Below are 13,982 nucleotides of genomic sequence, written 5' to 3' on the forward strand. Positions count from 1 at the left end.
GCGGGATGACCTCGGCATCACCGATCGCACCCCACCTCGTCCTCGGCACGATGTACTTCGGTACGAAGACGGACGAGGCCACCTCGTTCGCACTCATCGACCGCTACGTCGAGGCCGGCGGCACGGTGCTCGACACCGCCAACTGCTACGCGTTCTGGGCGAATCCGAGCGGCGCCGGCGGGCAGAGTGAAGCGACGCTCGGCGCGTGGCTCCGGGCCAACCCCGGGGTGCGCGACGGGCTCACGATCGCGACGAAGGTGGCCCAGGAGCCCGTGCGTCCCGGCGACTTCACCGAGTGGGAGGGCCTTGCGCCCGAGGTCATCGCCACGCAGTTCGAACGCAGCCGTGAGCGCCTCGGCGTCGACGTGATCGACCTCTACTGGGCCCACGGCGAGGACCGTGCCACGCCCCTGGCGGACGTCGTGGCCGCCATGGGCGCCCTGCACGCGAACGGCTCGGCGAGGCGTCTCGGCGTGAGCAACCACCCGACGTGGCGTGTCGAGCAGGCACGCATGCTCGCCGAGCAGCAGGGCGTCGAACCGTGGACGGCGCTGCAGCTCACGACGAGCTACGTGCGCCCCCGACCGGACACCCAGGTGCCGGGCAAGGACCACCGCTTCGGCTTCGTCACCGACGAGACGATCGACTACCTGCAGACTCACCCCGAGATGGAGTGCTGGGCCTACAGCCCGCTCGTGCAGGGCAGTTACGACCGCGCCGACCGCCCGTTCCCCGACGTCTACGACCACCCGGGGACGACGGCGCGTCTCGCAGCTCTCGCCGAGGTGGCCGAGGCGCACGGTGCCAAGCCGGGGCAGGTCGTGCTCAGCTGGCTCGTGCAGAGCGAGCCGAGCCTGCGACCGATCGTCGGCGTCAGTTCACTCGAGCAACTCGACGAGGCGCTCGCCGCGCCTCAGCTCACCCCCGACGAGATGGCAAAGCTCAACGAGGCTAGCTGAGCGTCACGAGCGACGGGTCATTCGGCACGCACGACGACCATCGCGATGCCGATGCGTCCTTCGACGCCGAGCTTGCGCTGGATCGTCGCGACGTGTTGCTTGACCGTGCTCTCGCTGAGGAACAGCTCGGCAGCGATGGCCGGGTTCGTGCGTTCCACCGCGACGAGCCGGGCGATCTCGACCTCCCGCTCGCTCAACCCTTGAAGCAGGCGACGTGCCTCACGACGCCCCTCGCCTCCGCCGTCGAGGTAGCCCGAGCGCAGGTGACCCGCGCTGCGCGCCGACATCGGGCTCTCGCCCGCGTGCGCTGCACGAACAGCGTCGTACAGCTCCTTGCTCGCGGCCGACTTGAGGATGAAGCCCACCGCTCCCGCGTCCATCGCGCGCGGCACGTGCTCCTTCTCGTCGAACGTCGTGAGGATGACGACGCGCGGCGGGTGGGGCCGCTTCGTCAGCGCGGCGGTGGCGTCGATGCCGTTGAGGCGTCGCATCTGCACGTCCATGAGAACGACGTCCGGGTGATAGGCCGTGACGGCGTCGATGACCTCGTCGCCGTCGGAGGCGGTGGCGACGAGGACGATGTCGGGGGCGCCCTTGAACATGACGCGCACGAGGTCGAGCACCATCGGGTCGTCATCGACCGCGAGCACGCGGATGGGTTGTTCGGCGTTCGTCATGGGTGCTCTCTTCGCGTCGGGAGTGTGGTGAGTCATCGGGGCAGGTGCCAGGGCAACCTCGCCGTGGCGGTGTAGGTGCGGCCGTCGTCGCTCGGCCCGGCCCAGAACTGGCCACCGAGATCGTTGGCTCGCCGTCCGATGCTGGCCAGGCCACTCTGGCTGCCGGTACCCGAACCGCCGGGGGCCATCGGATTCTCGGTGGAGATGACGAGCCCGTCCCGTGGGTTGCCGTGGATGCTCAGGCGGACGAGGTTTCCGGGGGAGTGCTTGCGTGCGTTCGTCAGCAACTCGGTGGTGATCCGGTACGCGCTGCGCGACACGACCGGATCGAGTGGCTTGCTCTGGTCGACGAAGACGTTCGACGAGACGGGGGTGCCCGCGTCGATGCACTCGGTGACGAGCGTTGCGATGTCGGCCAGTTCGTACGGGCGCTCGCCGGCCTGCGGCCCGTGACGCAGGATCGACAGCAGAGAACGCAGATCGTTCATCGACCCGGCGGCACCCTGTTGGATCTGCCGCGCTCGATCTTCGACCTCCGGCGCCCCGGCTGCCTGTGCCTCGATCTCGAGCGCGTTGGCCTGCATGGCCAGGATGCTCAGCCGGTGACCGAGAACGTCGTGCACCTCACGAGCGAGAGCTTCGCGGTCGTCCTGCTCGGCGATGCGGCGTCCGAGGTCGTCGGCCTCGGCTCGGGCCGCCTCCGCGCGGTGACGGTGGACGTCGGTGTCTGCCCGGCTGCGCCGCAGGAGGGCTGTGCCGACGAAGAGCGCGACGAGCAGGCCTGCCACGAGGAGCACCTGCCACCACGGCATGGCGGGCCAGGTACCCGCGCTGCCGTCCGGGTGTTCGAAGCTGTTCCAGAAGCTCTTGCCACCCGTCGTTCCACGGGTGTCGCGCCACACGGCCACGAGCGTCGCGATGCCGGCCAGAACGGGCACACCCCAACGGGCCCGAACGTCCGGGTGCCAGACGACGACGCTCGCTGCCCCGATGAGCGCGGGCAAGCTGTCGGTGGGCAACACGAGGGGCGGCAGACACGCCACGAGTGCTGTGACGAGCAGTGCGCGCGGGGAGCGCAGTCGGAAACACAGCATCACCGCCGCCGCGACGGAGACGAGAAAGGCGCTCAGCGTCAGATTGCCCGCAGGCTGGCCGGGTGCCGCGTCGTAGAGGCGCATGTCGGCCGCGCCCGCGGCGAGTGCAGCCGAGCCGACGGTGGCGACGACGATGCCGACGTTCGTCCACACGCGGCGCGTGCGAGCACCTTGCCCCGAAGGGGCATGCCCGGCGTGCGGGCCGGTGAGCGTTGGCTGTGTCACATCGCACACCCTAGGGGTGAGCACCGACAACGTGTGTCGGACCGGGCACGCCGATCGGGCAGAAGTGTCAGGAACGTCCGGCCCACGTGCCGAGCGTCGCGTGCCAGCGTCCGATGAGTCGCTGCGTCACCACACCTTCGACCTCGAAGGGGTCATCGTCGAGCAGGCGGGCCGCCTCGCCCGCGTCCGCCGCCTCGAGGAGCAACAGGCCCCGCGGCATGCCCTCACCGCTCAGCTGGCCGGAGGCCAACAGGCGTCCACTGGCTTCGAGTTCCTGGAACCAGGCATAACGGGCCGGACGCCGCGCGCTGAGGCGCCGCTCGTCGTCGACGTACGTGCAGGTCACCGCGAAGATCGTCATGGCGTGACCGTAGTCCTGCGGTACGGCATGATGCTGCCTACGTCCGCACCGAGCGCAGGAGCCCCATGAGCACCCACCCCGCCGACTCCCACGAGATCATCCGCGTCGAAGGCGCGCGGGAGAACAACCTCAAGGACGTGAGCGTCGAACTGCCGAAGCGGCGCCTCACGGTGTTCACCGGTGTGAGCGGCTCCGGCAAGAGTTCGCTCGTGTTCAAGACGATCGCGGCCGAGAGCCAGCGCATGATCAACGAGACGTACTCCTCGTTCGTCCAGGGCTTCATGCCGACGCTGGCCCGCCCCGACGTCGACCTGCTCGAGGGCCTGACGACGGCGATCATCGTCGACCAGGAGCGCCTGGGCGCCAACCCGCGCTCGACGGTCGGCACGGTCACCGACGTCAACGCGATGCTGCGCATCCTGTTCAGTCGCCTCGCCACGCCGAACATCGGTGGGCCCCGCGCGTACTCGTTCAACGTCGCCTCGGCGTCGGGTAGCGGCTCGCTCAAGAGGGCCGACGGCACGCGTGAGGTGCGTCAGTTCAGCGTCACGGGCGGCATGTGCCCGCGCTGCGAGGGTCGCGGCAGCGTGAGCGACTTCGACCTCGACCAGCTCTTCGACAAGGAGAAGTCGCTCGCGGAGGGCGCCCTCACCGTGCCGGGCATGACGATGGACGGCTGGTACGGCCGCATCTTCGCCGGCTCCGGTTTCTTCGACATGGACAAGCCGCTGAAGAAGTACTCGAAGCGGGAGATGGACAACCTCCTCCACAAGGAGGCCACGAAGATCAAGGTCGAGGGCATCAACCTCACGTACGAGGGTGTCATCCCGAAGATCCAGAAGTCGATGTTGAGCAAGGACGTCGAGGCGATGCAGCCGCACATCCGCGCCTTCGTCGAGCGGGTCGTCGTCTTCCGCACGTGCCCCGAGTGCGACGGCACGAGGCTCACGGAGGGTGCTCGCACCTCGAAGATCGGCGCGTACTCGATCGCCGACGTGTGCGTTATGCAGATCACCGACGTCGCCGAGTGGGCGAAGAGCCTCGACGAGCCGTCCGTAGCACCGCTGCTCGACGGGCTGACGGAGACACTCGACTCGTTCGTGCAGATCGGTCTGGGTTACCTCTCCCTCGAACGCCCCTCGGGCACGCTGTCGGGGGGTGAGTCGCAGCGCGTCAAGATGATTCGTCACCTCGGCAGCTCGCTCACCGACGTCACGTACGTCTTCGACGAGCCGACGGTCGGGCTGCACCCGCACGACATCGAGAACATGAACGACCTGCTGCGGCGCCTGCGCGACAAGGGCAACACGGTGCTCGTCGTCGAGCACAAACCGGAGACCATCGCCATCGCCGACCACGTCGTCGACCTCGGCCCCCGCGCAGGCAGCGAGGGTGGCCGCATCATGTTCGAGGGCACCGTCGCAGGCCTCGCCGGGTCCGACACGCTGACCGGCCGCCACCTGCACGATCGCGTCACGCTCAAAGAAGCGACGCGCAAGGCGACGGGCGCCCTCGAGATCCGCGGCGCGAACGCGCACAACCTGCGCGACGTCGACGTCGACGTTCCCACCGGTGTGCTCGTCGTCGTGACGGGCGTGGCCGGCTCGGGCAAGTCGACCCTCGTCCACGGCGGGCTGGGCGGGCGAGACGACGTCGTCGCCGTCGACCAGAGCGCCATCAAGGGCTCGCGCCGCTCCAACCCGGCGACGTACACGGGCCTGCTCGACCCGATCCGCAAGGCGTTCGCCAAGGCCAGCGGCGTCAAGCCGGCCCTGTTCAGCGCGAACTCCGAGGGCGCATGCGAGGCGTGCAAGGGTGCCGGCGTCATCTACACCGACCTCGGCATCATGGAGACCGTCGAGACGCCGTGTGACGTCTGCGAGGGCAAGCGCTTCAAGCCCGAGGTGCTGGAGTACGAGCTGGGTGGCAAGAACATCGCCGACGTGCTCGCTCTCTCCGTCGCCGACGCCCTTGCCTACTTCCGGGGCGAGACGAGCGACGGCGCCGCGAAGGTGCCGGCCGCCGTCAAGGTCCTCGAACGCCTCGACGACGTGGGCCTCGGCTACGTGAAGATCGGTCAGCCGCTCACGACGCTCTCGGGCGGGGAACGTCAGCGTCTCAAGCTCGCCACGCACATGGGTGACAAGGGCGGCACTTACATCCTCGACGAGCCGACCACGGGTCTGCATCTCGCGGACGTCGAGCAGTTGTTGTCGCTGCTCGACTCCCTCGTCGACGCGGGCAAGAACGTCATCGTCATCGAGCACCACCAGGCCGTCATGGCCCACGCCGACTGGATCATCGACCTCGGCCCGGGGGCCGGCCACGACGGGGGGCGTGTCGTCTTCGAAGGCACCCCTGCGGAGCTCGTCGCCGATGCTTCGACGCTCACCGGCAAGCACCTCGAGGCCTACGTCGCATCGTGACGGCCACGGGCCCGGCCACCGGTGATGCGAGCGACCGCCCGGCGGTGCCGGTCCTTGCCACCGCGGCGCGCACGGGGCGGGCGTGACCGCGCGCTCGCGAACCGGTGCGACGGCGCCGCGCCACGTCCGGACGGGCGTCAGCAGGCGCTGCGTCTGGCCGTCAGTTCGAGAGGCTTGATAATCGTGCTCATGCCCTTGGGCACGCGCGAGCACACGCTGGCCGCGGAACCGGAGTACTCGACGTTGAAGACAGGCTTGTTCGCCGCGAGCATCGGCGCGTAGCGGTCGCACTCGTCGTAGGCGACACATTCTTCGTTGACGGCGAAGTCGATGCTCGTCTGCAACTGCGGGAGGATTTCCAGGCTGTTCTTCAGGCCGATCGCCAGGCCCCGCTTGTGCGCGTCGGCGATGAGCTGACGTTGGTAGGCGACGGCGTCGGACTGCTTGATGGGGAACCCGCTCGTCGCGGCGTAACCGTCCATGTTGTCAGGGTCGACGGCGTCGAAGCCCTTCGCCTTGCACACGTCCATGCGCTTGGCCATGATCGGCGCCAGCTTGGCGCGCTGGCGCACGTCGAGCCAGCGCTCGCCCGGCCAGTCATCGAGCGGCTTGCCGAGCGTCGACGCGGGGAACTTCTTCGCGTCCGGACGCCACTGCTCGTACCCGCCGGCGTTGATGTAGCAGATCACCTTGATGTTGCGCCGGTGCAGAGCGGTGACGGTCTTCGTGCTCGTCCCCTCCCAGTCGAGGTTGTAGACCGATGCCTTGACGGAGGTGTCGAGCGCGCCGCTGTACTGAATCTGCCAGCTCTGCCCACGCGCGGGCTTCCACCACGTGGCGCCCGGCTTGCCGTTCGACGTTGCGGCGCTCGGGGCCGTTCCGGCGGCACTCGCGGACGGCGGGAGGGCCTGGTCGTCCGTGGCCGCGCACGCACTCGTCGTGAGCGCGAGCACGAGCGCGCCCGCTGCGGGGAGCGAGGTCTTCATCGTGCCTTCACGAGTTCAGGGTGACAGTCGGCGTACGGCGCGGGCAGCACGTCCCACGGGTTGGGCAGGCCACGGTCGGTGGCCCAGCTGAAGTGCGCCCCGCGGCTCGCGGCCAGGGCCGGCACGGAGGCGAGGTGCTCGGGTGGCACGCCGTGCACGAGGTGCCACTGCTTGTGCGGGCTGACCGCCTGCAACCACTCGGGCATCTGCAGGTGGGCGTAGTCCTGCCAGGCAGCCTCGGCCACACAGGTGACGTCGGCCGTCTCGACGAGGCGTCGCGTTGGCACGACGCCGGGGTTGGCGATGACGTGCTCGACCCCGGCACGCCGCAGCGCGTCGATCCACTCGACCGACCAGGCGCCCTGACGATCCTGCGACGGGACGCAGTCGAGCATGACGTCGTGGATGCCGTACCACCGCTGCCACTGTTCGACCTGCTCGAGCACGTCACCCCAGGGGCGCTGGCCGTAGCCGACGTTGACGTACCCGACCGTCGTCGTGGCGAGCCCGCGCGCGAGCGGTTCGCGGTAGTAGGGATCCTGTGGTCCGCGGCCGGGCCCGTTCTCGATGTTGACGACGACGAAGCCGAAACCGAACGCGCCCTCGGCGAGGCGCTGCCAGGCGAGCGGAGCCTGCGCGGGGTGGATGTACCAGGGCACGGCCGGGGTGGGTTGAAGGACGTGGAACACGGGGGTCACCAATTCGCGGAGTGGGAGGTGCGTCGGGCCGTGACGGCGCTGACGGTGACGAAGAGGACGAGCGAGGCCAGGAGGAGGCCGACGGCGTCGCCGGCGGGCAGGCAGACGAGGACGAGGCCGAGGCTGCCCACCGCCACTGCGGCAGCGCCGAGGGCGTTGCCGGTGCGCAGTTGAACGCCGGAGCCGGTCGTGGCGAGGGCGGTGATGAGCACGGCGGGCAGGAAGACGTGGGCGTCGTTGCGGTCACCGCCCGCGGCAGCGAGCATGCAGAACGCGGCGATGAGCCCTACGCCGCAGACGAGGCCGACGGCGAGAATGCCGAGCCCGGCCGTCATCCACCGCAACTGACGCCAGCTGTCCGTGAGGAACGCGAGGCGCTTCGCGCCGAGCAGGGCACTGTCGAGCACCGGTTCGCAGGCCGCGGAGGCCGCGAGACCAGCGATCGCCATGGGCAGCGTGAACGCGTTGCCGACGTGGGCGACGAGCACCATCAACTGGGTGATGAGCGCGAGCGTCTGAAGGGTGCTCCAAGCCAGGACGGGATGGAGCACCTCGCGCGCCAGACTTCGCGCGCGCTGCTGTTGCTCCCGGGCTGCGCTCGTGACGATGTACCCCGTCACCGCGGCGAACCCGACCACGATGACGCGGCTGACGACCGTTGCCGCGCCCGGTTCGACGACGAGCAGTACCCCCGTCAGCGCGGCGCAGGGCAGGACGGCGACGAGAAGCTGCACGGGCGAACCGATGACGACGAGAGCCGAGATCGCACAACTCCACAGGGCCCACAGCAGCGGCACCCACGAATCCACGACGAGGCAGGCGCCCGCGGAGAGCAGGAGGGAGACGGAGCCGACGCAGGCGCCGTTCACCTTCGCCTTGAGGCGACTCGCAGAGGACAGCCCCTGCCACATCGTCGCGCTGACGAGCTGCCCCGCGAGCCAGCCGACGGCGCCCGCCGTGAAGACGGCGTTCGTGTTGTACGACGTGACAGTCGCGATGCAGATGAGGACGCCGCACAGCATCGTGAGGGATCGGGCGAGCGCCTGGCTCCAGGCCCGCCTCCACGTGCGCACCTCGTCCGTGCGCTCGCGGCCCGTGAGGACGACGGCGCCGGCCAGGCGCGTGCGCACGAGCGCGTCAGCGTGCGCGAAGGTGTTCGCATAGCCGTGGCGCACCGAGCTGCGGCCCCCGAACCCCATCGATTCGAGGTGAGCGGCGGCGTCGAAGAGGTCGACGGTGTTGTCGACCGAGGCGGCGAGCTCGGGGTGCGTCTCGTCGTCGCCCGTCGCCCTCGTCCCGGTCGCTTCCTTGAGCGTCATCGACACGACTCGGCCTCCGTGGTGGGTGCGGCGTGGGTCGCGGTGGCGTACTCACGTGTGGCGCTCGAGTCGGCTGCCTCGAGGGCGCGGCGGACGTCGTCGAGGTCTGCCTTGGGCACCGTGGCGGCGCTGCGCTGGTAGATGCACCGGTAGCGTGCGGTGAACTTCGCGAGGTCGAACGTCGACAGGGCGCGCTCGCGCGCACGGCGTCCCATGGCTTGCCGTTCCGCATCGTCGACGAGCAGGCGCACGAGCGCCTCACCCAGGGCCTGGGCGTCGCGTGGCGGTACGAGCAGCCCGCACGTCTCGTCGCGCCCGACGCACTCGTTGACTCCACCGACGTCGGTGTTCACGGTCGCGCGGCCGCACATCATCGACTCGATGACGGTGTAGGGCAGCCCCTCGGAGATGCTGGACAGGGCGACCACGTGGCCCGCTTCGATGGCGGGTCGGGCCGAGGGCACCGCGCCCTCGAACGTCACGCTCGTTTCGAGGCCGCATGCGACGACCAGCGCGTCGAGTTCCGCCCGGTAGGCCTCGTTGCCGGCTGGCGTCGGGCCGAAGAGCCGCAGGCGGGCATCCGGTACCGAGTCGCGCACGATCGCGAACGCCTCGATGAGGGTGGCCAGGTCCTTGAGCGGGTCGATGCGACCCACGAAGCTGACGGTCGGCACGTCCGGCTCGCCCTCGACGGGTGGGAAGGCCGTGGCGTCGACGGCGTTGGGCACGGTGATGACGCGCTGCGCCTTCGCTCCGAGCTCGCGCTCCCATCCTGCGTTGAACTCGCTCACGGGCGTCATGAGTTCGCAGTGGTTGTAAACTCTGGCAGACGGCGCGCGTCATCGCCATGAGGGCGTAGCGCACGGTCCAGGGGAAGTTCGCGGCGCGCAGCGCGAGGTAGCGCTCGCGCAGGTGCACGCCGTGCTCGGTCAGGACGATGGGTGTGCCGTCCCGCCAGTGCCGGCCGAGTGCCATGAGCCCTGCCGGACCGTTCGTCGTGGCGTGGATGAGGTCGACGCTCGGCCATGACACGTTGAGCACCGCGAGAAAACGGTCGACGTGCCGCGAGACGTCCGCCGCCTGCGACCCCGACAGCGGTGGTAGGCCCGTGCCCTTCACGTGCGACGCCCAGGCGCCCATGAGCGCCTTCGTCCCCAGGCCGCCCGTGAAGTGCGCCATGAGGGGTTGGGCGTACTCGGCAGCGAGGACGCGCAGCCCGGCCGTCGCCGCCTGCAGGTCGGCCGATCGACCTGCAGGCGGCAACACGGCCGACCACAACTGGCGGTAGGCGGAGTCGATCGCCGACGACTCACCCCAGGCTCGCAGCGCCTCGAACGACCACCGACGCCTCACCTCACCCCACATGGGTTTGGCCTGGAACGAGCGGACGTTGGAGGGCAGCGGCCACACGCTCTCGTGCTGCGTGCCGGTGAGCGTCACGATGGAGAACTCGTGTTCGGGTAGGTTCTTCACCAACTGGTCGCACCAGGTGCTGACCCCGCCGCGCACGACCGGATACGTCCCCTCGTTCAGCAACGCCACGTGCATGCGGGTCTCAGCCGGCGGCCGCGATCAGGTCGCTGTCGGCGACCGGCTGGACGATCTCTCGCGTCGACGTGCCGTCCTTCGCCGTGCCCGGTGTGAGGGCAGGCGCGCTCGGGGTGGCGGGCGTCGCGGCGGCGGAGGTGTCCCACGAGGCGCTCGTGGCGAAACCGGTCGCGGTGGGCAGGGTGAACGTCTTGAGGCCGAGGCCGCTCAGGCGCACCCAGTCGGACGACTGCCCGCCGTAGCTCTGCCCGAACGTCGAAAGGCCCGAGCGGGTGCCGGACGGTGCCGTCACGGGCACGTCGATCGCGGAGAAGGAGTTGTTGAACAGCTGCAGCTTGGTGCCGGAGATCGTCGCCTGCACCTGCGAGCTCCTGGCCCGCCACGTCTGCTGACGCACGAGCTGCGTGCCCGCTTCGGCCGTCGTGACGTTGACGATGGGAGCGTTGTCGGCGTAGACGCCGCGGTAGGAGACGAGAATGCTCTCGACGACCGGGTAGAGGATGCGGTCGCCCGTCAGGTTGCTCTGGTGGGCGTAGTGCGGGCGGGCGTCGTTGTCGAGCACGTGCCCCAGGGCGATCTGCTTCTCCTTGGGCACGATGTAGGAGTCGAACCCGTCCTGCGTCAGCGGCGTGATGCACGTGCTCGTGGCCGGATTGTCCTCGCACAGCCCGGATCCGCCGTCGGCGCGGCTGGTGTAGAGCCAGTTGTACTCGTCGACGGCGTTAGCCTTCGTCGAGGTGTTGTAGTAGATGTTCATCGGGTGGCGCGGCACGGTCGTCGCGGAGCCGAGGACGCGCGGTTCGCTCTCGCGCGAGGCGTCCGAGGCGATCCACTTGATGCGCTGCTGCGTCAGGGCGGGCGCGAGGTAGGGGTTGTCGGCCGGCATCTGCGGCAGCGACTTCAAACCCGAGTGCTCGCCGGTGACGAGGCTCGCGGCGTCGAAGTTGGGCAGCGTGTTCGTCTTGGCGTACGCGACGTTCTTGCTGATCTCGGAGGCGATCGTGGCCTGCGAGGCCCAGTTGATGCCACCCGTCGACGTCTTCGCGCACTGCCACGGCGTCGTCGAGTCGTCGTGAACACAGCCGAGGTAGGGGTGCGACCACGTGTGGTTGATCCAGCGGAACTCGTTCTTGTTGGCCAGCAACGACGCCTCGAGGGCGTCGGAGCCGGTCTCGGCCTTCTGGTCGGCCGCACCCGCGCCGTTGAAGGCGACGTCGAGCTTGACGCCGTTGGTGCGCTGCCAGGCGGCGAGCTGGTCGACGTCCTGGGCCGTCATGCGCGAGGTGGCGCCGGGCGCCGTCTCCGGGTAGGTGGCGGGGTTGCAGTCGTCGCCGACGGTGCAGTTGCCCTCGGCGTTCCACTCGGCGTCGGGCAGCAGGACGTCATCGACCTGAACCGCGAGGAAGTTGCGCGAGTAGGAGGTCGAGATCCCCCGGGTCAGCCACGAGACGATGCCGTGCGAGAGCACCTTCCAGTGCTGCTGCGAGGCGTTGGACGCGACCGTGCTGATGAGCTGCTCGCGCCCGTCCTTGGCGTAGACGCCGAGGAGGGAGCCGTTCTCGCCCGTTCCGGGCACGGGGAGCGTGAGATACGGCGTATAGGTGGCGCCGTTGCTCGTGGCGGCCTTCTTCGCGATGTATCCGTAGCTCTCGGAAACACCGGGGGAGAGGTCGTCGAACGTGACCGATCCCTTGAGGTACTCGAAGCCGTTGGTCTTCGCTGCGCCGGACAGGTCGGCGGCCATGCCGTCGACGGCGCCGCTGTACTGGTTCTCCAGGCCGATGCCCGCGCTGGGCCAGTTGTACGCGCTGAACTCGCGCACCTTGAAGGTGCTCTCGTATCGCGCCAGGGTGGCCCGCTCGGCGGCGGTGAGGCTCGCCGGTTCGGCGCTGGGCGTCACGACACCCATGAACTTCGCCCGAGTGGTGAGCCACCCCTGGCTCGCGAAGAATGCCGGAGTCAGCTGCGGGCGCGAGGCGGAGGTGAGGTCGACCTTCTCGTAGTCGACGCCCTCCTTCGCGAGGCGGTCGACGATGGCACTGACCATGGGCTGGCCGTCGTCGAGGACCAGGACGGTGGCCTGGATTTCCACGGGGCGCGTGGCTGCTGCTGCAGGCGTGGCCAGAGCCACGCCTCCCGTGGCGAGCATGGCCGTAGCGGCCGTCGTCGCGATCGTGGTGGTACGCAGACGTGCGCGAATCGAGCGAGCGTTCATGTACTTCTTTTCCTTGCGGCTGGCCGAGATGACGGCTGCGATCAAGTCGGGCTGAGGCCGGACCGGGGGCGGAGCCCGATCCTATGGTATGTGCGATAGCAGAATTAAATTTCGCCCAAGAAGCTCACGGGCGTCTAGGGCGGGTAGGTTGAAATGGGCAGGGGTTCGCCAGAAGGAGCTGTCTGCCCAGTACTGGCGCCAAGTTGGTCGTGCGTTCACCGGTTGTTATTTTGATCGGTCGGCGTCGAGTGAGATGTCGGTCACTTTTTGGGTGCGCGCGGGGGCCCTGGGGCCATTGCCCTTTCAGAGGGAGTTCATAGCTTCGCGGGTAGCTCGTCGTCGGTGGCGAGTGGTTCGCCGGGACGGCTCGGCGCGGACGGTGCGCCCCGACCGATCGGGCAGGTGGATTCTGCCCGATCGACCGATGTGCGCGAGGGGATCGAGCGCGATGATCCTTCGGGTGTCGCCGCCGGATGCGAAGCGTACGAGGGGGCGACATCAACCATCGCCGTCGGCGCCACGCCGACCTTTTCCCCGGAGAGTCACATGAACGACGAGAACAACACGTTCCAGCAGCAGGGCCACTACCCCCAGCAGGGCTACCCGCAGGGTGGTTGGCAACCGCAGCCGCCGCCCAAGAAGAAGATTTGGTTCCTGCGCCACAAGTTCCTCACGGCGATCCTCGCGCTCGTCCTGATCGTGGGCTTCGGATCGGCAATCGGGGGAGGTGGCTCCAAGGGTGGTGACGACGCGGCGCCGAGCAGCAGCTCGAAGAGCAAGACCTCCGAGGGCAACTCGGATGGCGGGTCCAAGGACGGCGGAGACGCCTTGCCCGCGGTGGGTACGCCGGTGCGCGACGGCAAGTTCGAATTCACGATCACGAAGGTCGAGCGCGGCAAGAAGACGGTGGGGCAGCAGTACGTGAGTGAAACCGCTCAGGGCGAGTACACCCTCGTCCACGTCACCGTGAAGAACATCGGCGACCAACAGCAGGGCCTCTCGGACTCCGACCAGAAGGCCATGGACGCCTCCGACACGCAGTTCTCCGCCGACACGATGGCAGGCGCTTCCATCCAGGGAAACGACGTGCTGTTCAACCAGATCAACCCCGGTAACCAGGTCAAGGGCGTCCTCGTCTTCGACGTCCCGGCGGGCACGAAGCTGACCCAGATCGAACTGCACGACTCGATGTTCTCCGGGGGCGTTAAGGCCGCCCTGTGACCCGCGAGGTGTCCGCCCCATCGGCGGGCGCCTCGCGTGGCCGGTCAGAACGGCTCGATCCGCCGGATCGCGTCTGCTTTCGCGCACGACCTTCCCCCGTGCCGGTTCTGGCCCGCCGAGCAAACTCCCTGCGCTCTCGTTGCGCGGGGCTCTGGGGAAGAGGGAGGGGCGGCCCCCCCCCCCCCCCGGCGCCCCCCCCCCCCCCCCCCGGGGCGGGGGGGGGGGGGGGGCGCCCCGCGGGCGGCGCCCGCCC

At 69.2% G+C, this 13,982-nt stretch carries 11 protein-coding genes and 1 pseudogene; 3 read left to right on the forward strand and 9 right to left on the reverse strand.

Annotated features, from left to right (window positions below):
* Window positions 1-5 precede the first annotated feature (5 nt).
* Entirely contained in the window at window positions 6-959 is a 954-nt protein-coding gene (locus tag K9D12_RS13375) for an aldo/keto reductase (protein ID WP_223060473.1), read from the forward strand.
* Window positions 960-976: 17 nt separating this feature from the next.
* Here the strand turns inward: K9D12_RS13375 and K9D12_RS13380 are convergent, their stop codons facing one another.
* The 3 genes from K9D12_RS13380 to K9D12_RS13390 all read right to left on the reverse strand — a co-directional run bounded on the left by K9D12_RS13380 (window position 977) and on the right by K9D12_RS13390 (window position 3,316).
* Entirely contained in the window at window positions 977-1,636 is a 660-nt protein-coding gene (locus K9D12_RS13380; protein WP_223060474.1) for a response regulator transcription factor, read from the reverse strand.
* Between the two features lie 32 nt (window positions 1,637-1,668).
* Window positions 1,669-2,955: a histidine kinase gene (locus K9D12_RS15365; protein ID WP_223060475.1), complete on the reverse strand. Its 1,287-nt coding sequence runs from the start codon at window positions 2,953-2,955 to the stop codon at window positions 1,669-1,671.
* A 67-nt stretch (window positions 2,956-3,022) separates the two neighbouring features.
* Window positions 3,023-3,316 carry a YciI family protein gene (locus K9D12_RS13390; protein WP_118914671.1) on the reverse strand — a complete coding sequence of 98 codons (294 nt, stop codon included), beginning with the start codon at window positions 3,314-3,316 and terminating at the stop codon, window positions 3,023-3,025.
* A 65-nt stretch (window positions 3,317-3,381) separates the two neighbouring features.
* Between K9D12_RS13390 and K9D12_RS13395 the strand changes: the two genes are divergently transcribed.
* On the forward strand, window positions 3,382-5,742 hold the full coding sequence (locus tag K9D12_RS13395; protein WP_223060476.1) for an excinuclease ABC subunit UvrA: 2,361 nt from the start codon (window positions 3,382-3,384) through the stop codon (window positions 5,740-5,742).
* A 137-nt stretch (window positions 5,743-5,879) separates the two neighbouring features.
* Here K9D12_RS13395 and K9D12_RS13400 read toward each other — a convergent pair whose 3' ends face one another.
* From K9D12_RS13400 to K9D12_RS13425, 6 genes and pseudogenes are all read right to left on the reverse strand, one after another.
* Complete coding sequence (locus K9D12_RS13400) at window positions 5,880-6,728, reverse strand: endo alpha-1,4 polygalactosaminidase (protein ID WP_223060477.1); 849 nt, start codon at window positions 6,726-6,728, stop codon at window positions 5,880-5,882.
* On the reverse strand, window positions 6,725-7,417 hold the full coding sequence (locus K9D12_RS13405; RefSeq protein WP_160126260.1) for a spherulation-specific family 4 protein: 693 nt from the start codon (window positions 7,415-7,417) through the stop codon (window positions 6,725-6,727). The genes K9D12_RS13400 and K9D12_RS13405 overlap by 4 nt, the downstream gene beginning before the upstream one ends.
* A 5-nt stretch (window positions 7,418-7,422) precedes the next feature.
* Entirely contained in the window at window positions 7,423-8,751 is a 1,329-nt protein-coding gene (locus K9D12_RS13410) for a hypothetical protein (protein ID WP_062256830.1), read from the reverse strand.
* Window positions 8,742-9,536, reverse strand: coding sequence for a glycosyltransferase (locus K9D12_RS13415; protein WP_223060478.1), 795 nt, complete (start codon window positions 9,534-9,536; stop codon window positions 8,742-8,744). Before K9D12_RS13415 ends, K9D12_RS13410 begins: the two co-directional genes overlap by 10 nt.
* 73 nt (window positions 9,537-9,609) lie before the next feature.
* Window positions 9,610-10,293, reverse strand: a pseudogene (locus K9D12_RS15370) (DUF3492 domain-containing protein); the annotation flags it as partial.
* A gap of 7 nt (window positions 10,294-10,300) precedes the next feature.
* Window positions 10,301-12,508: a hypothetical protein gene (locus tag K9D12_RS13425; protein ID WP_156170189.1), complete on the reverse strand. Its 2,208-nt coding sequence runs from the start codon at window positions 12,506-12,508 to the stop codon at window positions 10,301-10,303.
* 546 nt (window positions 12,509-13,054) lie between these two features.
* Here K9D12_RS13425 and K9D12_RS13430 point away from each other — a divergent pair.
* Window positions 13,055-13,729: a DUF4352 domain-containing protein gene (locus tag K9D12_RS13430; RefSeq protein ID WP_047311296.1), complete on the forward strand. Its 675-nt coding sequence runs from the start codon at window positions 13,055-13,057 to the stop codon at window positions 13,727-13,729.
* Window positions 13,730-13,982: the final 253 nt, after the last annotated feature.

Origin of the sequence: Dermacoccus sp. Tok2021 (assembly GCF_019895135.1) — a bacterium.
GTDB lineage: Bacteria > Actinomycetota > Actinomycetes > Actinomycetales > Dermatophilaceae > Dermacoccus > Dermacoccus abyssi.